The sequence below is a fragment of the Bradyrhizobium sp. SZCCHNRI20481 genome (assembly GCF_032485055.1).
GTDB lineage: Bacteria > Pseudomonadota > Alphaproteobacteria > Rhizobiales > Xanthobacteraceae > Bradyrhizobium.
In genome coordinates this window covers 332,073-353,651 of sequence record NZ_JAUEUE010000004.1, presented here as the reverse complement: position 1 = coordinate 353,651, position 21,579 = coordinate 332,073, and the positions used below count along the sequence as shown (strand labels likewise).

18 protein-coding genes are annotated in these 21,579 nt (G+C 65.9%); 15 read left to right on the top strand and 3 right to left on the bottom strand.

What is annotated here, in order from left to right:
- Positions 1–88 precede the first annotated feature (88 nt).
- The 11 genes from QX132_RS08430 to ftsH all read left to right on the top strand — a co-directional run bounded on the left by QX132_RS08430 (position 89) and on the right by ftsH (position 13,600).
- Positions 89–574 (top strand): DUF2852 domain-containing protein, encoded by a 486-nt coding sequence (locus QX132_RS08430; protein WP_315736314.1) that lies wholly within the window; start codon positions 89–91, stop codon positions 572–574.
- A gap of 457 nt (positions 575–1,031) precedes the next feature.
- Positions 1,032–1,715, top strand: coding sequence for a protein TolQ (gene tolQ, locus QX132_RS08425; RefSeq protein WP_315717584.1), 684 nt, complete (start codon positions 1,032–1,034; stop codon positions 1,713–1,715).
- Between the two features lie 39 nt (positions 1,716–1,754).
- Complete coding sequence (locus QX132_RS08420; protein ID WP_315736315.1) at positions 1,755–2,234, top strand: biopolymer transporter ExbD; 480 nt, start codon at positions 1,755–1,757, stop codon at positions 2,232–2,234.
- Positions 2,231–3,265, top strand: coding sequence for a protein TolA (locus QX132_RS08415; RefSeq protein ID WP_316160720.1), 1,035 nt, complete (start codon positions 2,231–2,233; stop codon positions 3,263–3,265). Before QX132_RS08420 ends, QX132_RS08415 begins: the two co-directional genes overlap by 4 nt.
- 68 nt (positions 3,266–3,333) lie before the next feature.
- A complete protein-coding gene (gene tolB, locus QX132_RS08410; RefSeq protein WP_315812927.1) occupies positions 3,334–4,614 on the top strand; it encodes a Tol-Pal system beta propeller repeat protein TolB in 1,281 nt (426 codons plus the stop codon).
- Positions 4,615–4,862: 248 nt separating this feature from the next.
- Positions 4,863–7,202, top strand: coding sequence for a putative bifunctional diguanylate cyclase/phosphodiesterase (locus QX132_RS08405; RefSeq protein ID WP_316160719.1), 2,340 nt, complete (start codon positions 4,863–4,865; stop codon positions 7,200–7,202).
- Between the two features lie 362 nt (positions 7,203–7,564).
- The gene (locus QX132_RS08400; RefSeq protein ID WP_315736318.1) at positions 7,565–8,287 is read left to right on the top strand and encodes an N-acyl amino acid synthase FeeM domain-containing protein; all 723 of its coding nucleotides are present in this window, start codon (positions 7,565–7,567) and stop codon (positions 8,285–8,287) included.
- A gap of 279 nt (positions 8,288–8,566) precedes the next feature.
- A complete protein-coding gene (gene pal / locus QX132_RS08395; RefSeq protein WP_315736319.1) occupies positions 8,567–9,061 on the top strand; it encodes a peptidoglycan-associated lipoprotein Pal in 495 nt (164 codons plus the stop codon).
- 201 nt (positions 9,062–9,262) lie between these two features.
- Complete coding sequence (ybgF, locus tag QX132_RS08390) at positions 9,263–10,312, top strand: tol-pal system protein YbgF (RefSeq protein ID WP_315736320.1); 1,050 nt, start codon at positions 9,263–9,265, stop codon at positions 10,310–10,312.
- A 62-nt stretch (positions 10,313–10,374) separates the two neighbouring features.
- Positions 10,375–11,448, top strand: coding sequence for a tRNA lysidine(34) synthetase TilS (gene tilS, locus QX132_RS08385; RefSeq protein WP_316160717.1), 1,074 nt, complete (start codon positions 10,375–10,377; stop codon positions 11,446–11,448).
- A 235-nt stretch (positions 11,449–11,683) separates the two neighbouring features.
- On the top strand, positions 11,684–13,600 hold the full coding sequence (ftsH, locus tag QX132_RS08380; RefSeq protein WP_315736322.1) for an ATP-dependent zinc metalloprotease FtsH: 1,917 nt from the start codon (positions 11,684–11,686) through the stop codon (positions 13,598–13,600).
- 216 nt (positions 13,601–13,816) lie between these two features.
- On the opposite strand, the gene QX132_RS08375 is transcribed toward ftsH, so the two are convergent.
- Positions 13,817–15,022, bottom strand: coding sequence for an alpha/beta hydrolase family protein (locus QX132_RS08375; protein ID WP_316160715.1), 1,206 nt, complete (start codon positions 15,020–15,022; stop codon positions 13,817–13,819).
- Between the two features lie 178 nt (positions 15,023–15,200).
- Between QX132_RS08375 and QX132_RS08370 the strand changes: the two genes are divergently transcribed.
- The 3 genes from QX132_RS08370 to QX132_RS08360 all read left to right on the top strand — a co-directional run bounded on the left by QX132_RS08370 (position 15,201) and on the right by QX132_RS08360 (position 19,004).
- Positions 15,201–16,427 carry a glycosyltransferase family 87 protein gene (locus tag QX132_RS08370; protein ID WP_315777756.1) on the top strand — a complete coding sequence of 409 codons (1,227 nt, stop codon included), beginning with the start codon at positions 15,201–15,203 and terminating at the stop codon, positions 16,425–16,427.
- Positions 16,428–16,585: 158 nt separating this feature from the next.
- Entirely contained in the window at positions 16,586–17,260 is a 675-nt protein-coding gene (locus QX132_RS08365; protein ID WP_315717573.1) for a helix-turn-helix domain-containing protein, read from the top strand.
- Positions 17,261–17,390: 130 nt separating this feature from the next.
- The gene (locus QX132_RS08360) at positions 17,391–19,004 is read left to right on the top strand and encodes a glycosyltransferase family 87 protein (protein ID WP_316160714.1); all 1,614 of its coding nucleotides are present in this window, start codon (positions 17,391–17,393) and stop codon (positions 19,002–19,004) included.
- 6 nt (positions 19,005–19,010) lie between these two features.
- Here the strand turns inward: QX132_RS08360 and pyk are convergent, their stop codons facing one another.
- Together pyk and QX132_RS08350 are read right to left on the bottom strand one after the other, a co-directional pair.
- Complete coding sequence (gene pyk, locus QX132_RS08355) at positions 19,011–20,447, bottom strand: pyruvate kinase (protein ID WP_315736327.1); 1,437 nt, start codon at positions 20,445–20,447, stop codon at positions 19,011–19,013.
- A complete protein-coding gene (locus QX132_RS08350; protein WP_315736328.1) occupies positions 20,444–21,040 on the bottom strand; it encodes a DUF1036 domain-containing protein in 597 nt (198 codons plus the stop codon). The genes pyk and QX132_RS08350 overlap by 4 nt, the downstream gene beginning before the upstream one ends.
- Before the next feature lie 200 nt (positions 21,041–21,240).
- Between QX132_RS08350 and QX132_RS08345 the strand changes: the two genes are divergently transcribed.
- The gene (locus QX132_RS08345; protein WP_315736329.1) at positions 21,241–21,537 is read left to right on the top strand and encodes a DUF1244 domain-containing protein; all 297 of its coding nucleotides are present in this window, start codon (positions 21,241–21,243) and stop codon (positions 21,535–21,537) included.
- Positions 21,538–21,579: the final 42 nt, after the last annotated feature.

The following is a 21,579-nucleotide window of genomic DNA, read 5'->3' as shown; positions in this document are numbered from 1 at the left end:
GCGGTCGCCTTGACAAAATCCCGGGTTGAGCTAGCTATGTAAATGTTATTTACATTCACACGGCATGGCGCCGCGAATGGAGAGGGAGATGGCCTACACCGCAGATGTCAATCGTTGGCGCGGTTCGGAGGAGGAGCAGAGGTACCGGCCCCGCATGATGGAGTCGCCCTGGCATCCCGGCTGGATCGCCGTGACCGTGCTCGGCTTCATCATCTGGTGGCCGATCGGACTTGCCCTTCTCTTTTTTACACTCGGGAGCAGAAAGATGGCGTGCTGGAACGGCGGTGATCGCTGGTCGAACAAGATGGAGCGGATGCAGTGGAAGATGGACCGCATGCGCGACAAGATGGAGCGCCGCGGCTTCGGCTTCGGGTTCTCGCAGCCGGCTTCGAGCGGCAACCGCGCCTTCGATGAGTACCGCATGGAGACCCTGCGGCGGCTCGAGGAGGAGCAGCAGGAGTTCCGCGACTTCCTGACCCGGCTGCGCCACGCCAAGGACAAGGAGGAGTTCGACGCGTTCATGGCCCAGCACAAGCCGCGTCCGACCCCGCCGAACGACCAGCCGCAGAGCTGATCGCCTCTCACCTGACGGCGCAGGGCTTTCAGCCCCCGCCCTGACGGCATAAGACGCCCGCTTGCGGTTTCCCCCGCCGGCGGGCGTTTTGCGTTCTCCGATACCGCCCGCCTGCGGCGGCTGGCCGCTGCCCGCTGGCGGCCAAAATGGTCAAGCTGCTGATCACAAAGGCTCTATCTGGCTGGTCCGGCTGGACCTTTGACCTCGGCAATACTCCGCGGTAACCCCGCCTTAACCCCGGAGGGGGTTTGGTTAAGGGGCGCTTACGCGCGCCAAGAGCCCTTGTTTTGACACGTTGGCAGAGGAAGCAGGCCGCTTATGGCTTCGGCGGGCCTCTTAAAGCGATCAGTTCAGGGTTTTCTCGCGCAGGCGCTTTCCGCCGCGACGGCATCCGGCATGGAACGGCGGCTGCATGGTCCCGGGCGTCCCGGGATGATTGGTTGAGAGGATACTGCAGATGTCTGTCGATAGCGGCGGCCTGTCCCTGATCGATCTGTTCGGCAATGCCGGCTGGGTGGTTCGGATCATCATGCTCGGCCTGATCTCCTGCTCGATCTGGGTCTGGGCGATCGCGATCGACAAGATGTTCCTGTTCTCGCGGACCCGCCGCTCGATGGATCGGTTCGAGCAGGCCTTCTGGTCCGGGGAATCGATCGAGGAATTGTATCGGGTGCTGTCGGCGAAGCCGACGCAGTCGATGGCGGCGTGTTTCGTGGCGGCGATGCGGGAATGGAAACGCTCGTTCGAGGGCCATGCGCGCTCCTTCGCCGGGCTGCAGATGCGCATCGAGAAGGTGATGAACGTGTCGATCGCGCGCGAGGTCGAGCGGCTGGAACGCCGTCTCCTGGTGCTCGCCACGGTCGGCTCCGCCGGCCCGTTCGTCGGTCTGTTCGGCACGGTCTGGGGCATCATGACCAGCTTCCAGGCGATCGCGGCTTCCAAGAACACCTCGCTGGCGGTGGTCGCGCCGGGCATCGCGGAGGCGCTGTTCGCCACTGCCATCGGCCTGATCGCGGCCATCCCGGCGACGATTTTCTACAACAAGTTCTCTTCGGAGGTGAACCGGCAGGCGCAGCGGCTGGAAGGCTTCGCAGATGAATTTTCGGCCATCTTGTCCCGTCAGATCGACGAGCGGGGATGAGGGCAGGTATAGTGGCATCCGGATCGTGAGTACCACAGCATGGGCATGAGCATGGGCAGCGCGTCCGGCGGCGGTGGTCGCCGCGGTCGGCGCAAGGCGGCCGTGATGGCGGAGATCAACGTCACGCCGATGGTCGACGTCATGCTGGTGCTGCTGATCATTTTCATGGTCGCGGCGCCGCTGCTCACCGTCAACATCCAGGTCGACCTGCCCCAGGCGCAAGGCGGCTCGGCCTCGACGGCCGACGCCAAGCCACCGCTCGAGGTCACCGTGAAGAAGACCGGCGGCGGCTGCGCGTCGAAGGTGGACGTGTATCTCGGTGACTCGCCGATCGCGATCAACGAGCTTGGGCCGAAGATCAAGGCGATGAAGGAGGCGGGCGCCGGTGGCGCCGACAACGTCGTCAAGATCCGCGGCGACCGCGACGCCTGCTACTCCGACATGATGAAGGTGCTGGGCCTGGCGCGCGACGCCGGCTATCGCGCCAGCATCGTCGTGCTGCCGGATCAGGGCTCATGACGTCGGCAGACCTCATCCGGTTCGTTCGCACGCGCAAGGGGACGGTGCTGTCCGTCGCCTTGCACGTGCTCGTGCTGTGCTGGGGTCTGTTCAGCTTCTCCGCGCGCTCGATGGTGGTGCCGGCGGAGGACTTGGTACCCGTCGATGTGATCTCGGAGGACAACTCGTCCAAGGCCAAGGCCGGCGCGCTGACGGGCAAGAAGGAATCCCAGAAGCTGCTGGCCGACAAGATCGGCGAGAAGAAGCCGACCGAGGACATCGTCGGCAAGGTTGACACCAAGCAGGTCACCGAGACCGACGCCGCGCCGACGCCGCAGCCCAAGCCGGAGAAGCCGGTCGAGAAGAAGCCCGACCCGCCGAAGCCGGTCGAGAAGCAGCCGGAGACGCCCAAGCCGGTGGCCGAAAAGAAGCCGGAGCCGCCGAAGCCCGCGCCGGCCGAGAAGCCGAAGCCGGAAGAGAAGAAGCCCGATCCCTTCAATCCGGACCAGATCGCCAGCGTGCTCAACAAGGACAAGGCGAAGCAGCCGCCGAAGCCGCAGCAGGCCGCCGCCGCGCCTCCGGAGCCGCCGAAGCACAAGAGCGAGCGCAAATACGACTCTGAGAAGATCGCGAGCCTGATCAATCAGAAGGACCCGACGCGGCAGGCGGCGACGGGGGCGGAGCTCAATGCCAATGCCGCGCTGGGCGCAACGCAGGGAACGGCTGAGAGCAACGTCGCGAGCTGGCAGATCGCATTCCAGCAGGCGGTCGGCCGCTGCTTCAATCTTCCCTACACCGGCGTCGATGAAGACAAGATCGAGGTCGATATCGACATCCAGCTGCGTCCGGATGGATCGCTGGCCGCCGTGCCGGCCGTCGTTGGGACGCGAGGACCGTCGCGGGTCAGCGTAGCCATGGCGGAGAATGCCAAGCGCGCGGTGGAGAATTGCCAGCCCTATTCGTTCCTGCCGAAGAACCGGTACAATGAGTGGAAGCTCGTACCGACGACATTCAATCTCAAAATGATGAATTCGATGCGAGGCCGAACTTGACGACACCTCCGAAGCGCACGACCGGATTTTTCACGCGGCGCCAGCTGTTGCTGACCGGAGGCGCCGCGATGGCAGCGCTGGGCGCTGGGCCCGCGCTCGCCCAGCAAAAACGCCTGGAGATCATCCCGAGCGGCGAGTTCAAGCCGATCCCGATCGCCGTTCCGCCCTTCGTGCCCGGCGGGGCAGGGGATGCCGATGTCGGCAATGGCGTTGCGCAGGTGATCACCAACAATCTGAAGCGCAGCGGGCTGTTCGTGCCGGTCGACCCGGCTGCGTTTCCCGAGCGCATCAGCAATTTCGAGGCGCCGCCGCAATTCGCGAGCTGGCGTCCGCTCGACCTGCGCGGGCTGGTGACGGGCCGCGCGACGCGGCAGCCGGACGGGCGCCTGAAGGCTGAGTTTCGGCTGTGGGACCCGAACTCGGGCCAGCAGCTCACCGGCCAGCAATATGTGACGGCGCCGGAATATTGGCGGCGCATCGCGCATATCATCTCGGACCAGATCTACACGCAGATGACCGGCGAGAAGGGCTATTTCGACAGCCGCGTCGTGTTCGTCGACGAGAGCGGCCCGTCGGATCGCCGCGTCAAGCGGCTCGCGCTGATGGACCAGGACGGCGCCAACGTCCGCTATCTCACCCGTGGCGCCGACCTCGTGCTGACGCCGCGGTTCTCGCCGTCAAGCCAGGAAATCACCTACATGGAGTTCGGGCAGGGCGACCCGAAGGTCTATCTGTTCAACATCGAGACCGGCCAGCGCGAGATCGTCGGCAACTTCCCCGGCATGTCGTTCTCGCCGCGCTTCTCGCCGGACGGCCAGCGCATCATCCTGAGCCTGCAGCAGGGCGGCAACTCCAACCTGTTCGTGATGGACCTGCGCTCGCGCACGACCACGCGGCTCACCGACACGCCGGCGATCGATACCTCGCCGTGCTACTCGCCGGACGGCAGCCAGATCTGCTTCGAGTCCGATCGCGGCGGCAAGCCGCAGATCTACGTGATGTCCTCCAGTGGCGGGGCAGCGCAGCGCATCTCGTTCGGCGAGGGCAGCTACTCGACGCCGGTGTGGTCGCCGCGCGGCGACTTCATCGCCTTCACCAAGCAGGGCGGCGGCCAGTTCGCGATCGGCATCATGAAGACGGACGGCTCGGGCGAGCGCATCCTCACCGCCGGCTTCCACAACGAAGGGCCGACCTTCTCGCCCAACGGCCGCGTGCTGATGTTCTTCCGTGACCCCGGCGGCACCGCCGGTCCGTCGCTGTACTCGATCGACGTCTCCGGCCGCTTCGAGCAGAAGGTGCCGACGCCGGGCTTCGCCTCGGATCCGGCCTGGTCGCCGCTGTTGTCGTGACGGTGAGCGAGGCTCTGGGCCCGCTCACGTCGTGGTGGACGCGATTTTTCGAGTCGCGCGAGGCGTGTTCTGTGGAAAGGTGGAACTATTAGTTGTAGTAGCCGGGTAGTGTTTGCCTAGTTCTCTGAATTTTCGAGCGAATTCGTGCATTTCGCGAGCGCGGAAACGCTCCGCTAACGATGTTCCCTCAGAAAGACTTCACCTGCGAGCGGTAATGTTTGTGCACCGAACAGGACGCGTGCGCACGAATGCAGCTTGCCACTCAGAATGGAGAAGACGATCGAAAGTTGTCGCCTGCGATCCAGGCGGCTCTCGTCGACTCCCTCTTCCAGGATCCCGGCCCGATGTTCGCCGGCGCACTCTGCGCCGCCGTCGCCGCCGTCATGACCGCGATCAAGAGCGGCGACGTCAATCTGTGGCCGTGTGCCGCGATGCTGATCATCGCAGGGGCGTTCCGTTCGCTCGACATGCGCTACTATCGGAGCCTCTGCGACAACGGTCGCCTCACGCAGGAGGCGGTCGAGCGCTGGGAGGTTCGCTACCAGATCGGCGCCATGATCTATGCGCTGGTGCTCGGCGTGTGGTGCGTAGTCGCCCTTGTCGACAACAGCGACCCGGTGGTGCACCTGATCGCGATCACGGTGACGCTCTGCTACATGTCGGCGGGCGCTGGCCGGACCTACGGGCGGCCTTGGATATTCCATGTCCAGATACTGCTCGCCTGCGGACCGCTTGCAGTGGCTCTCGCGATCCACGGCAGCCCTTATTACCTGGGCATGGCGGCGTTCTGCGTCCTGTTCTTCGTGTCGCTGAAACATATCTCGACCAATCTGCAGAGGATCTTCGTCCAGGCCTTCGTGGCGCGGGAAAGCGAGGCTGCGCTGGCCAAGCAGTTCGATACGGCCCTGAACAACATGCCGCACGGCCTGTGCATGTTCCGCTCCGACGGGCGTCTGGCCGTGATGAACCACCGCTTCGGCCACATGATGAGCCTGCCGGATGACATCCTGCAGCGTGGCGGCAAGGCGGCCGACATCATCAACGCCTGCGTGATCGCAGGCTCGATCTCCGCTTCGAGCGGCCGGTTGATCCTGGCCGAGATCGAGCACACCAAGACCCATAACGTCATTACCAGCGATCCCGACGTCGCGCGCGACCGGTCGCTGTCCTGGACCTTCCAGCCGATGGCCGACGGCGGCGCCGTGGTCCTGCTCGAGGACATCACCGAGCGCCGGCATGCGGAGGCGCGCATCTCGCATCTGGCGCGCTATGACGAACTCACGACCTTGCCGAACCGCGTCAGCTTCCGCGACGAGATCGAACGGCTGCTCAGGATTCCGCAGCGGCACGGCGAATTGTCCGCGCTGCTGTTCGTCGATCTCGACCGCTTCAAGCAGGTCAACGACACGCTCGGCCACCCCTGCGGCGATCAACTGCTGTGCGCGGTCTCCGAGCGGCTGCGCGACATGCTGCGTCCGGAAGACTTCGTCGCGCGCTTCGGCGGTGACGAGTTCGTGGTGTTCCAGCGCAACATCCGCTCCAACGATGACGCGGCCATGCTGGCGCGCCGGATCGTCGATCAGCTCAGCGAGCGCTACAAGATCGACAATCACCTGGTCGAGATCGGCGCCAGCGTCGGCATCGCCATGACTGGGCCGGGGATCAGCGCCGACACGCTATTGAAGAACGCCGACATGGCGCTGTACCGCGCCAAGGCCGAGGGACGGGGCACCTTCTGCTTCTTCCGCGACGAACTCGCCCAGACGGTCGAGGCGCGCCGCGTCCTCGAGCTCGATCTGCGCAAGGCGCTGGCGAACGAGGAGTTCGAGCTGTTCTATCAGCCGCTGGTCAATCTGAAGTCCGGCAAGATCTCGACCTGCGAGGCGCTGCTGCGCTGGAACCACCCGGTGCGCGGCACGGTCTCGCCGGTCGACATTATTCCCGTCGCCGAGGACATGGGCCTGATCGTCGATCTCGGCCGCTGGATCCTGCGCAAGGCCTGCCTCGAATGCATGAAATGGCCGGATGCGGTCAGCGTCGCCGTCAACTTCTCGCCGCAGCAGTTCCATCAGCGCGATGTGCTCAGTGAGGTCCGCTACGCGCTCGAAGTGTCCGGGCTGCCGCCACATCGGCTCGAGATCGAGATCACCGAATCCTCGCTGTTGCGCAACACCCAGCTCACGCACGATGTGCTGTCGCAACTGCACATGCTCGGGGTTCGTATTTCGCTCGACGATTTCGGCACCGGCTATTCGAGCCTCAGCTATTTGCACAACTTCCCGTTGGAGAAGGTCAAGATCGATCGCTCTTTCCTCGAAGGCATCGACAGCGATCGGCCGCTGACCCTGTTGCGCGGTGTCGCAAGATTGTCCGCCGATCTCGGCATGTCGGTGGTGGTGGAGGGCATCGAGACCAACGAGCAGCTCGAACTGGTCAGCGCCGACGGCACGGTCACCGAGGCGCAGGGCTATCTGTTCAGCCGGCCCGTCCCCGCAATCCGCATCCGACAGCTCCTGAATGCCTCGCATGGGCGCCGTTCGAGCGACGGGGCGATCGCGGCCGCCGGCGGGACACGTTCGATCGCATGATCACCCGACCTCCGCCTTGATGCGGACGTGCCGCGAAGATCGACCGGCGCTGGAGGCGAGCTCTGTGCGTAGCATCCCGTCGGTCCTCTCTACGAGCGTGGCTCGCACGTGAATGGCGATGTGACAACCCCACGTCGCACCATTCGGAAACATTGCACGCGTCTACCAAGCGAATCCGTTTCGATTTGACACGCAAGTGATCCGAAGCAATCCGTCCGGTGCAGCGTCCAATCCCGTAAGTCACGGTTGCGCCTCCGGGATTCTGCGAGCTGTTAACTTTGTACCGCCGAAAGCTTTGCGTCGGCATTAACCCGCTGTTAAGCTCATACTGCTCGTAGGAGTTGTGTGAGAAGGGGTTGCGGATGAAGTCGGCGGCTAGAGTAAGTGCCGTTGCTGAACAGAAGTCGGATGTGCTGGAGAACGTGGACTATCGACTGGCGCTGACTGTTGAGGACAAGGACGAGATCTATCGGCTGCGCTACCGCGCCTATCTGCGTGAAGGCGCCATCCTGCCCTCGCCCAGCGAACGCGTCACCGACGAATATGACGATCTTCCCAACAGCTTCATCTTCGGCGTCTACGTCAATGGCGAGCTCTACAGCTCGATCCGCATCAGCGTGGTGAACTCGCAATGGCGCCGATCGTTGTCCTCGGACATGTTCGCCGACTTGCTGCATCCCGAACTTGATCGCGGGAAGGTCATCATCGACCCGACACGGTTCGTCGCCGACCATGAGAAGGCGCGGCTGTTTCCGGCGCTTCCCTATGTGACGGTCCGGCTCGGCTACGTCGCCTGCGCCCACTTCAATGCGGACATCGGTCTCGCCAACGTCCGCCCCGAGCATCGCGCCTTCTACAAGAAGGTGTTCCTGCAGGAACCATGGGGTGAGCCGCGGCTCTACTCCGGCCTCACCAAGCCGGTCGGCCTGGTGGCGGCGCATTACCCTTCGATCCGCGATCGCGTGTTCCAGCGCTTTCCGTTCATGCGCTCGAGCGCGTTCGAACGGCGGATGCTGTTCGATCGTCCCGCGCCGGACGCCTTCACTGATTCGTTCAGGATTCAGGCGGTCGCGAAGGCCGGCTGATCATCGGCCGATATCGGGGCCAGTTCGGCCGTCTGGCCGGTTCACACCGTGGCCCTGATGCAAAATTCAGCGAAAAAGCGCCCTGCTGCAGGCGTCGCGCCGCTTGCCTTCACCCTGGCGCCACATTTACAACCCATTAACCATCGCGGTCGCTTTTCGGGTTTCGTTAGCATTTGACGGGGTTCGGCAAGACCCCATCAAGGTTGACGGAACGTTCGCTTAACCATCGCCCTGTAGACCGGATGGCAGTCTAAGAACGTGAGCGTGGAGGCTCCGGGAATGAAATATCAGATGCGTATCCTCCAGGGATTGAAGTTGGCCGCCGTGCTGGCCGTGGCGCTGTCGATGGGCGCCTGCGCCAACAAGAATCTCACCGGGGCCGACGGGGCGATGGCCAGCGCTGCGACTCCAGGCAGCCAGCAGGACTTCGTCGTGAATGTCGGCGATCGCGTCTTCTTCGAGAGCGATCAGACCGATCTCACGCCGCAGGCGATCGCGACCTTGGAGAAGCAGGCGCAGTGGCTGCAGAGCTATCCGCGCTACTCCTTCACGATCGAGGGCCATGCCGACGAGCGCGGCACCCGCGAGTACAACATCGCGCTGGGCGCGCGGCGCGCGCAGTCGGTCCGCAACTTCCTGGTGTCGCGCGGCATCGACCAGGGCCGCATGCGCACGATCTCCTACGGCAAGGAGCGGCCGGTGGCGGTTTGTAACGATATCTCGTGCTGGTCGCAGAACCGCCGTGCGGTGACGGTCCTGAACGCCAGTTCATAAAGCTGAACGAATCCGTTGCTGATGAAGCCGGCGTCGCCCATCGACGCCGGCTTCATTGTATGTGATCGGCGGGTCTTGTCGGGCTTGATCTTGTCTTCGCTTGAACGTCATTTGTCTCTATCGCATTTCTGCTTTACAGCCTCGCTCACAGGCCTGTTTTCAATGTCTCGCCGATCCGGTCGTCAGGGCAGCATGTCATTCATGTTTCTTCCACGGAGCGCCGCCGCGATCCTCGCAGCGCTCGTCGTTTTCTCGTGCCAGGCATTTTCGTCGCGGGCGCTCGCCCAGACCGACGATGATCCCGAGATCCGGATTCAGCGGCTCGAAAATCAGCTCCGGCAACTGACCGGTCAGAACGAGGAGCTGCAATATCGCAATCGCCAGCTCGAGGAGCGGCTGCGGCAACTGCAGAGCGCAGCGCCCGGCGGCGCCCCCGCGGCGCAGCCGAGCGCGGCCGCGCCGGCGCAGGCCAATCCCGCCTACGGCCAGCCTCCACAGCCGGCCTACGGGCAGCAGCAATATGGCCAGCAGCAGTACGGCCAGCCGCAACAGGCCTCTCCCCAGCAGCAGCCGGGCTATGCGCAGCCGCAGGCCGGCGCGCCGGTGCAAATCGTCCAGGAGCCCGCGGCCCCTGGCCGGGGCCGCCGCGGCGATGCGTTCGATCCGAGCCAGAATCCGACGGCTCCCGGCGCCCCGCAAGCGCTCGGCGGCGGCCAGTTGCCGATCCAGCCGGGTGGCGGCCAGCCTGCTGGTCGGCCCGTCGGCGATCCCTCGAATCTCGCGAATGCCACGGGCGGTCGCTATCCCCAGGGTGCGCCGCCGGCCGCCGCTCCCGGCGCTGGCGGACTGGAGACCGCGCCGCCGCGGCAGACGCCGCGCGACGAATACGACCTCGGCATTGGCTACATGCAGCGCCGCGACTACGCGCTGGCCGAGCAGACGATGCGCAACTTCACCCAGAAATATCCGAACGATCCGATGGTCGGCGACGCGCAATATTGGCTCGGCGAGAGCTTCTACCAGCGTCAGCAATATCGCGATGCAGCCGAGGTCTTCCTCGCCGTGACGACGAAATACGAGAAGTCGGGCAAGGCGGCGGATGCGCTGCTCCGGCTCGGCCAGTCGCTGGCCGCGCTGAAGGAGAAGGAGGCGGCCTGCGCCGCGTTCGGCGAAGTGACGCGCAAATATCCGCGCGCGTCGGCGGGCGTGAAGGCGACGGTCGATCGCGAGCAGAAGCGGGTGAAGTGCTGAACGTCCCCGGGCGAGGGTAGGCCTCTCGCTTACGACCGACGGGGCGGGTAGGCTGCGGCGCCATGTCGAAGGCCGGTTCCGAAGATGATCTTGCGATCTCCGCCGCCGAAGCGGAGCGCCTGTTCGCGCCGCTTTCGGCGGCGCCCGTGCTGGTGCTCGCCGTATCGGGCGGTCCGGATTCGATGGCTCTGATGTGGCTCGCGGCGCGGTGGCGCGCGGGGCTTGCGCAGGGGCCGCGCCTTGTGGCTGTGACGGTCGACCATGCTCTGCGGCGCGACTCCGCCCGTGAAGCCCGCATGGTGAAGGAGACCGCGCGGCGGCTCGCAATTCCACATCGGACCTTGCGCTGGAACGATGAGAAGCCGGACACCGGGATTCCCGAAGCGGCGCGCCTGGCAAGATACCGCCTGCTGGCGCGCGCGGCGCGGCAGGCGGGCGCCGGACACGTCGTCACCGCCCACACCCGTGACGACCAGGCCGAGACCGTGCTGATGCGGCTCTTGCGTGGCAGCGGCATTGCGGGGCTCGCGGCGATGGCACCGCTCAGCGAGCGTGAAGGGCTGTTGCTGGCGCGGCCTCTGCTCGACGTTGCCAAGGCCAGGCTGGTGGCGACGCTGCGCTCGGCCGGGATCCCCTTCGCAGATGATCCGACCAATCAAGATTTCGCCTTCACCCGGCCGCGGCTGCGCGCTCTGATGCCGGCTCTGGCCGCCGAGGGCGGTGATGCCCGGACGCTGGCGACGCTGGCCGACCGGCTCGGACGGGCCAATGCCGCGATCGAATTGATGGCGGATGGCGCCGAACGCTATCTCGCATTGCGAGCGGCCGGCACCGGGCCCGGACAGGCGGATCACGGCGAGACCTTCGAGGCGCGCGCCTTTGTCGCACTCCCGGCAGAAATCAAACTGAGGCTGCTGATGCGCGCCATCAATCGCATTGGCACTGAAGGTCCCGTGGAACTCGGCAAGGCCGAGGCGCTGCTGGCGCGACTGGACCGGACTCTTGCGGGGAACTCAGATGGTGGTACGTCTGCTCCGGGCTGGCTAAAACAGACCCTGGCTGGTGCACTGGTAAGCATGACGCGAGGCGCGATCCGCATCACGCCCGCGCCGCCGCGGCGGTCGGGCGCGACTTGAAGCGGCTCGTCGCTTTCGCGGACCCTTAACCACCGGCCCTGGCAGCGGTTTCCCGCGCCATTTTTTGAGCGGGAATCGGGCTAGGATGCGATAAATAGTCCTTTCTAGTTCCCTTGGCATTGCCGCGAGTGGTACCTAGATTACGAGACGGTCGACCGGGGGATTCCCTCGTGGCTACCCAGGGATGAGTCCGAGGACGAACGGCCGCGATCCGCGCGACCACGAAGGAAAATCGATGAACGCCAATCTGCGCAATTTCGCCCTTTGGGTCATTATTGTCCTGTTGCTGTTGGCGCTGTTCACACTCTTCCAGAACCCGGGGCAACGCGCGTCGTCGACCGACATCAACTTCTCGCAGTTGTTGACCGAGGTCGATCAGGGCAATGTGCGCGACGTCGTGATCCAGGGGCCGGAGATTCACGGCACCTTCAAGAACGGCTCGTCGTTCCAGACCTACGCGCCGAGCGATCCGAACCTCGTGAAGCGCCTGTACGACGCCAAGGTCAACATCCAGGCCAAGCCGCCCGGCGACAACGTGCCGTGGTTCGTGTCGCTGCTGGTGTCGTGGCTGCCCTTCATCGCGCTGATCGGCGTCTGGATCTTCCTCTCCCGGCAGATGCAGGGCGGCGCCGGCAAGGCGATGGGCTTCGGCAAGTCGCGCGCCAAGATGCTGACCGAGGCGCATGGCCGGGTGACGTTCGAGGACGTCGCCGGCGTCGATGAGGCCAAGCAGGACCTGCAGGAGATCGTCGAATTCCTGCGCGATCCCGGCAAATTCCAGCGGCTCGGCGGCCGCATTCCGCGCGGCGTGCTGCTGGTCGGCCCTCCCGGCACCGGCAAGACGCTGATCGCGCGTGCGGTGGCCGGCGAAGCCAACGTGCCGTTCTTCACCATTTCGGGTTCTGACTTCGTCGAGATGTTCGTCGGCGTCGGCGCCAGCCGCGTCCGCGACATGTTCGAGCAGGCCAAGAAGAACGCGCCCTGCATCATCTTCATCGACGAAATCGACGCCGTCGGTCGCCATCGCGGCGCCGGTCTCGGCGGCGGCAATGACGAGCGCGAGCAGACCCTCAATCAGTTGCTGGTCGAGATGGACGGCTTCGAGGCCAACGAGGGCGTGATCCTGATCGCAGCCACCAACCGGCCCGACGTGCTCGATCCTGCCCTGATGCGTCCCGGCCGCTTCGACCGCCAGGTCGTGGTCTCGAACCCGGACATCATCGGCCGCGAGCAGATCCTCAAGGTTCATGTCCGCAAGGTGCCGCTGGCGCCGGACGTCAACCTCAAGACCATCGCCCGCGGCACGCCCGGCTTCTCCGGCGCCGACCTGATGAACCTCGTCAACGAGGCTGCTCTGACCGCCGCTCGTCGCAACAAGCGGATGGTAACGCAGTCCGAGTTCGAGGAGGCCAAGGACAAGGTGCTGATGGGCGCCGAGCGCCGCTCGATGGTGATGACCGAGGAAGAGAAGATGCTGACCGCCTATCACGAGGCGGGACATGCGATCGTCGGCCTCAACGTCCCGAGCCACGACCCGATCCACAAGGCCACCATCATTCCGCGCGGCCGCGCGCTCGGCATGGTGCAGTCGCTGCCCGAGGCCGACCGTCACTCGCATACGCGTGAGTGGTGCGTCTCGAAGCTCGCGATGATGTTCGGCGGCCGCGAGGCCGAGGTGCAGAAGTTCGGTGCGGAGAAGGTGACCAATGGCGCCACCGGCGACATCCAGCAGGCCACCAACCTCGCCCGCGCGATGGTCATGGAATGGGGCATGTCGGACAAGCTCGGCCGCGTGCGCTACCAGAGCAATGAGCAGGAGGTCTTCCTGGGTCATTCGGTGGCGCGCTCGACCAACATCTCCGACGATACCGCCCGCCTGATCGACTCCGAAATTCGCGGCCTGATCGAGGCCGGCGAGCAGGAGGCGCGCCGCATCATCACCGAGAAGCGCGACGACTGGGAAGCGATCGCCCAGGCGCTGCTCGAATACGAGACGCTGACCGGCGAGGAGATCAACGACCTCCTGAAGGGCAAGAAGCCGAACCGCGAATCGGCGATCGAGCCGTCGACGCCGCGCGCGTCGGCCGTGCCGCCGGCCGGCAAGCCGCGGCCGCGGCCCGATCCAGGCCTGGAGCCGCAGCCCCAGGCGTGAGCCAGGGTTGATATGCAACGGACTTCCGACGGGTCAGCCTATCTGATCCGGAAGATCGAGAGAGACGACAGGCCCGGCTTACAGCCGGGCTTTTCGTTTGTTTGGAGTCGTGCCGGCGGCAGTCCGATTCGCGCGCGGTGGGCGCGCGTTCTGTTTGTCACGTCTTTCGTTGACGGGGTGCCGCGCCGCGGACCGCATCCAGCGGCGCCGCGCGCATCACGGCTTGTCGAACCAGGCCTTCCACTGCGGGACGGCGGTGGCGAACGTGCCGCGATGGCTGGTTGGTCCCGTCGACACCGCCTCGACCTTGCTGTTGCCGGCGCCGATCGCCTGCTGATAGGTCATCGCCAGCCGGCCGAGACCGGTCGAGATTGCCTCGTCGGTCTCGCCGTAATAGTTGCGCACCGGCGTCTTGATGATCCAGCGATAGGCTTGCGTCTGCGCGACCAGGCGGCCGTAGGCCGACGCCGCGAAATACTGCGCATCGAAATAGTCGGGCTTGAGCAGCTCGTGCAGATCGGTCGGAACGTCGGCGACGTTGAAGGGCTCGCGCTCATAGGCCTTGCGGGCGACGTCGTAATAGGTGTCGCTGATCACCGAGCGCGCCAGCCCCGGCACCGCATAGTAGTTCTCGAACGCGAACGCCGACAGGATGAACAGCGAATTGACCCAGGCGGCGTCGTTCTTGCGCGGGAAGTTCAGGAAGCCGTTCAGCGCGACGAACACATCGACCGGCGCGCTCGCCGTCGCCGCTGCCGCGACCTGCACGCCGGCGCTTTCGAGCTTCTCGAGAAAGGCCATGGTCACGAAGCCGCCTTGCGACCAGCCGGCGATGTCGAGCCTGGCGCTCGTCAGCTTCATCTGGTCGAGCACGGCGCGGCTCGCCCGCAGCATGTCGTAGGTGGCCTGCTGATGGCTGGCCTTCACCATGTAGCCTTCCGGCTCGGTCGAGATGCCCATTCCGAAATAGTCGGCGCCGATCAGCAGATAGCCTTGTCCTGCGAACTGCGCGATCATCAGCTGCGTCTCGGGCGACTGCTCCGGAAACGACGGCACCTCCTGCTTTCCGTACACCGTGCCGTGCTGATAGGACACCATCGGCAGGCTGGTCTCGCCGGTCTCGGGCACCGCGAGCAGGCCGCTCGCCGTGATCGGCTTGTTGCCGCGCTCGGGGACGACGGACGCATAGGTGACGCGATAGAGTCGCACGGCGTTGCGGGCCGGGGTGTAGGTCACCGAAACGCCCGCGAATTTCGGCGTGTCGACGGTGAGGATGGTGTTCAGCCGGGCGACGTCCCAGCGGGCCAGATACTCATAGCTGACGTCGGAGGAGACGCGGACCGGACCCTTGTCCTGGGCGCGGCTTGCGGCCGGCCAAGGGGCGCAAACGAGCAGCGCGATGAGAGCGCGATAAACGAACATGGGATCTCCCCGGCCTGCCGCCGTTGGTTGCATTCGGACCCCTGCGATACAGATCGCGCGTAAACAATCGGTGCGGCGCCGGCGGTCGCGCGCCGTCGCCCACGCTTAAGCCTTCTTCAAGCGTCCCCGCCTATGTCTCGATCGGGAGGCGCCCATGCAGGCGCGGGGCGAGGTCCAGATGGCTGACAATCCTGATGCCGCCGCGATCCCATCGCAGCGTCGTGACGTTCCGCTCGGCCTGTTCGCGGCCTGCTTCGCGCTCGCCTGCATCAACGCCTCGTTCTTCCCGGCCGGGCTGTGGTCGGGCACCTGGATCTGGGACCAGGCGGGTCTCGGCATTCCCACCGATTTCGTTAATGTCTGGGCGGCCGGCAAGCTGGCGCTGCAGGGACATCCGGCGCTGGCCTGGGACTGGGACGTGCAGCGCCAGGTCGAGCTCGACCTGCTGCGGCAGGATTTCCCGGGCTACTTTGCCTGGCACTATCCGCCGCCGTTCCTGTTCGTCGCAGCGTTCCTGGCGCAGTTTCCCTACACGCTCGCCTTCGTCGGCTGGGTCTATGCCAGCTTTGTTCCCTATGCGCTCGCGATGCGCGCGATCGTCGGCCGCGGCTTCGGCCTGCTGCTCGCAGCCGGCTTTCCGGCCCTGTTCTCGAACGCGCTGGTCGGGCAGAACGGATGCCTCACCGCCGCGCTCGTCGGCGGCACGCTCTATCTGCTGCCGGTGCGGCCGGTGCTGGCGGGGATCTGTCTCGGGCTCCTGACCTACAAGCCGCAATATGGCCTGCTCTTCCCGATCGTGCTGATCGCCACCCAGCGCTGGACAGCCTTCGTCTCTGCGAGCGTCACCGGCATCGTTCTGGCGCTGCTGTCATGGCTCGCCTTCGGGCCGGAGAGCTGGCAGGCCTTCTTGCATTGGCTGCCGATGTTCTCGCAGGCGTTCCTGACCGAGGGCAAGGCGACCTGGTGGAAGCTGCAGAGCCTGTTTTCGCTCGTGCGCTATTTCGGCGGCTCGGAAGCGCTCGGCTGGACCTTCCAATGGGTGCTGACCGCAGCCGTTGCGGTCGTGCTGGTGACGCTGTGGCGCAGCCCGGTGCGCTACGCGCTGAAGGCGGCGGCGCTGGCCGTCGGGCTGCTGCTGACGACGCCCTATTTGTTCATGTACGACATGATGGTTCAGGCCATCGCGGTGGCATGGCTGGTGCGGATCGGCCTCGCCGACGGCTTTCGCCGCTACGAGCTGCCCGCGCTCGGCGGCATCGCGGCGCTTCAGATCACGTTCATGCTGTCCGGGATTCCGCTCGGGCTTGCGGCCAATCTGATCCTGGCCGGCCTGGTGCTGGCGCGCGCCGGCTCGTGGTGGCGTCGGCAGCCGGCGCCCGCCGCGGCGGCGCTCGCGAGCGCCTGACACACCGGTTGGGGCCGGGCAGGGTCATGATTTCCCTTGTCTTCCTTCGTGAACAGGTGTTCAGTTCTTCCCAGCCATTTGTGAGGTCGATCCTCCAAAAACACTGAACCAGCGTTCGCCGGGTGCCCTGGACGAGCGCGTCCGGGACGAGAAACGCCATGGTCTATCGGCGAACCCATCAGGTCGTGAAGCGGCTGGCGGCCCGCCGCAGCGCGATCCTGGCTGCCGCCCGCGAAACCGCCGCGGAAGGCGGCATGTCTGCCGTCCAGATCGCCCCGGTGGCGATCCGGGCCAATGTCGCAGCCGGCACCGTCTATCGCTACTTTCCCTCCAAGGCGGATCTGATCTCGGAGCTGATCGCGGAAGTCTCGCGCGATGAGCTCGCCGCCGTCCGGCGCGCCGCCGATGCCGCGCCCGGTCCATCCTCGGCGCTGGCTGCCGCGGTGTCCACGGTCGCGGTGCACATCCTGTCGCAGCGCAAGCTCGCCTGGGGCATCCTGGCCGAGCCCGTCGACGTCGACGTGACGGCGTCACGGATCGCGAGCCGCCGCGAGATCGTCGGCGAGATCGCCTCACGGATCGACGCGGCCGTCCGTGCCGGCCACCTTCCGGCGCAGGACACCCAGTTGGCCGCGACCGCGCTGCTCGGCGCGCTGCACGAGGCGCTGGTGGGGCCGCTGGCGACCGAGAATCCCGACGACCCTGCCAAGCTCCGCGACACCGTTCAGGCGGTCACCCTGCTGGCGCTGCGCGCGGTCGGCGTCATGGATGCGCGTGCGCGCGGTCTCGTCGTGCAGGCCGTGCTGCCGGTCAGGAGCCTGGTCGGCGCGTAGTCAGCGCCACCATGCCTTACCCTTCGGACGCAAGGCCGCGCTTAAGCAAGGATTCACCCGTCGCGGCGATGGTGAGGCTGGCGTGCCGCGAGAGCACCGCCTTGCCCCACTCCAGGTGCCTCCTCAGACGATGTCGATTGCACGCAACCCTCTGGCGACGCGCCTCGTCATCGCCGGATCGGCCGCCGCCGGCGCTGTCTATGCATATCTCGCCGGCGAGGACATCAACTGGGACTGGCAGAACTATCACGACTATGCCGGCTTCGCGCTGCTGCATGGCCGCTTCGACATCGACGTCGCGCCTGGCGGCTTTCAGAGCTTCCTCAATCCGCTGATCTACCTGCTGCCTTACGCGGTCCGCCACGGGCTCGATGCGCCGTGGTGGGGCGTCGCGCTGGGCGCGCTGCACGGCCTCAATCTCGCGCTGGTCTATTGGGTTGCGCGCGCGCTGCTCCGGCGCGCGGCTGACGCGTTCACGCTCAGCGCCGCGCTCATCATCGCCGCCCTCAGTCCGATGGCGCTGTCCGAGGTCGGCACCAGCTTCGCCGACATTCTCACGACCATTCCGATCCTCGCCGGCATCGCGCTGATCTTCGGGGAGGACGATGAGCGCGGCCGACGTTTGGTCGCCGCTGGCCTGCTGATCGGCGCGGCCACGGGACTGAAGCTCACCAATGCGACGTTTCTGGTCGGAGCCGGCGTCTCGCTGCTCCTGGTGGCGCGGCCGTGGCGCGCGATCGTCGCATTCGGCGCGGGCAGTTCGGCCGGCGTGATCGTGACCGCGGGGCCGTGGGCATTGAAGATGGCGCGCGACTACGGCAGCCCGCTGTTTCCATTCTACAACACGATCTTCCGCTCGCCCGAAGCGCCGCAGGCCTCGATCGTCGATACGCGCTTCATGCCGCAGGGACTGCTCGATGCGCTCGCCTATCCGTTCTACTGGCTGATCGGCAAGCATCCCTCGTCGGAATGGCCGTTCCGCGATCCGCGTTTCGCCGTCGTGATCGTGCTGCTCATCGCGCTGATCGTCACCGGCCTGTGGCAGCGGCGCGAGGTGCTGCCGCTGCCAGACCGGCGCCTCCTGATCTTCTTCTGGCTCAGCTACGTCCTGTGGATGCTGGCCTTCTCGATCCAGCGCTATCTGATGCCGCTCGAGCTGTTGTCGGCGCCGCTGATCGTGCTGCTGCTCATCCGCCTGGTCGGTGCTTGGCGTGCAGACGCTGGGCCGGTCGCGTCACCATCGCGGCGGATGACGCAGGCCGTCGCGGTGATGGCCGCGCTCGGCATCGCGCTGGCGTCGCAGCCGACCGACTGGATGCGGCGGCCATGGTCCGATCCCTACCGGCCGCAGCTCGCGGCGGACCTGCAACGTCCCGCGACGTTCCTGCTGCTGCAGAAGCCGCTCGGCTACGTCACGTCGTTCCTGCCACAGGGCTCGCGCGTTTATCAGTTGTCGGAGCTCGTGGTGCCGATCGTGTCCGGCGGCGTGCTGGACCGCCGGGTTCGCAACGGCCTGGCCAATCCGCTGCCGGGAGGCGTGTGGGCGCTGCATTTCTCCAAGAGCCCGGCCGACAACCCGCCGCGGCTCGAGGTGCTTGCGGACTATGATCTCCAGATTGATGCGTCGCGTGGCTGCGAGCGCATCCCCGGCGCTGCCGGCATTGCCATCGAGGCCTGTCCGGTGATCGCGCGGGCCAAGCCCCCGTCCACGGACGGACTGGGCGCGATCGATAGGACCCAATAGGTCGTCTCAGATATGGGCGTCGCTCGACGGCCCGACATAGGCGATGCGCACCATGTTCGTGGTGCCGGGTGTGCCGAGCGGCACGCCGGCGACGATGATGACGCGCTGTCCGGCGCGGACGAAGCCGTCGCGGAAGGCAATCGAGCCCGCGCGCTCGACCATGTCGTCCTGGTCGCGCGCGTCCTCGGCCACCACGCAGTGCACGCCCCACACGACCGACAGGCGGCGTCCGGTTGCCAGGTTCGGGGTGATCGCGACCACCGGCGGCTTCGGCCGCTCGCGCGCGACGCGGATCGCGGTGGAGCCGGACGAGGTCCAGCAGATGATCGTAGGAAGATCGAGATTTTCGGCGATCCGCCGTGCGGCTTCGGCGATCGCATCGCCCGCGGTCGATTCCGGCTCGGGACGCTGCGCCGCGATCACCGAGCGATAGACCACGTCGCGCTCGACCTCCTCGCCAATGCGGTTCATGGTCGAGACCGCCTCGACCGGGTATTTGCCGGCGGCCGACTCGGCCGACAGCATGATCGCGTCGGCGCCTTCATAGACCGCAGTGGCGACGTCGGAGACCTCGGCGCGCGTCGGCACCGGCGACTGGATCATCGATTCCAGCATCTGTGTCGCGACCACCACCGGCTTGCCGGCGCGGCGCGCCAGCCGCGTCATCTGCTTCTGCAGGCCGGGCACGCGTTCCAGCGGCAGCTCGACGCCAAGGTCGCCGCGCGCCACCATCAAAGCATCGGAGACGTCGACGATGTCGTTGAGCCGGTCGATCGCCTGCGGCTTCTCGATCTTCGACATCACGGCGGCGCGGCCGCGGATGATCTTCTTGGCTTCCAGCACGTCGTCGGCGCGCTGCACGAAGGACAGCGCGATCCAGTCGATGCCGATGTTCAAGGCTGCATCGAGGTCGGCGCGGTCCTTCGGCGTCATCGCCGAGACCGGCAGGTCGGTGTCCGGCAGGCTCACGCCCTTGCGGTCGGACATCTTGCCGCCGATCACGACCCGGGTGACGGCGCGGGTTGGCGAGGTCTCCTCGGCGATCAGCCGCACCTTGCCGTCATCCAGCAGCAGCGCATGTCCCGGCTGCAGGGCGGCCAGGATTTCCGGATGCGGCAGATGGACCCGCGTCGCATCGCCCGGTGTCTTGTCGGAATCGAGCACGAAGCTCTGGCCGTTGTTGAGCTGAACCGGACCGTCGGCGAAGGTGCCGAGCCTGAGCTTCGGACCCTGGAGATCGACCAGAATGCCGATCGGGCGGCCGTAGCTCGCTTCGACGCTGCGGATCGTCGTCACCAGCTCCCGCAGCTTGTCGTGCGGGGTGTGGCTCATGTTGATCCTGAATATGTCGGCCCCGGCCTCGAACAGCTTGCGAATCATCGCGCTGTCCGAGGAGGCGGGGCCGAGCGTCGCGAGGATCTTGATGCGTCGCAGCCGCCTCATGGCTTGGGTGCTTGCCCTGGCGGCAGGGCCGGTGCGGCTGCCGGCGGCGCACCTTGCGGCCCATTGGGCAGACCTGGAACGTTGCCTCCGGGTCCCAACGTACCGGGAATTCCGGGCACGCGCTGCTGCGCCGGCTGCTCATTGGCCTCGGTGAGCTGCACCGTCCAGGCGCGCTGGTCGCCGGTGTCGACCTCGAAGAAGCCGGTGCGGTCGAAGCCGCGAGCCAGGCAATTGTCGGTGCCCTTGATGGTGAATTCCTTGTCGCGCGAGCACATGAAGGCCTGTCCCGACCATTCACCGCCGCGGTCATAGTCGAGCGCGTAGATGTAATAATAGCGCGCCACCAGCGTGCCCTTGAGAAGGGTCTCGCAGCTGCGTGACGACACGTTCCACCAGCCTTCCGTGGTCCAGCCTTCAGCGTCCTTGTAGCCGAGGGCGATCCCGACCCGGCTGGAGGTGTTGTTGCAGAGCCGGAAATCGGCGGCCGCCGGAGTGGACGACAGACAGAGCGCGGCCAGCCCAAGCAGCGAAAGCAGTCCGTAGCCAGGGCGGAAGGGATTGCGATGCAGGAGAGAGGAGATTTTGGGGATCATTGCGCGACGCTATATCAACCGTTGAACGATGTCGCTGGGCTTGGCTGCGGCTGTCAACGCCATGACGATCTCGTGCGAAGCCGCTGCGATCCAGCGCCTCGCTCCTCCTGACGGCGCTGCGATATGGCCAAATCTGCGACGAAGCCTCATTATATAGCAGACATCCGTCATGGCGCGGAACAGGGAACAAAGAGATGACGATGGACAGCACCACCCGGACCGAACTCGAAGCCGCCGCCTTTCGCCGGCTCGTCGAGCATCTGCGGACCAGAACCGACGTTCAGAACATCGATCTGATGAATCTGGCGGGGTTCTGCCGCAACTGCCTCTCCAACTGGCTGAAGGACGCCGCCGACGCCCAGGGGGCGCCAATGACCAAGGACGAGAGCCGCGAGGCGGTCTATGGCATGCCTTACGAGGAATGGAAGGCGAAGTACCAGCGCGAGGCCAGCGCCGAGCAGCGCGAAGCCTTCAAGAAGGCGCATCCGGGCCACTGATTCCTAAACGAGCGCGCAGGAGACGCGCTTTACTGCCGTTCG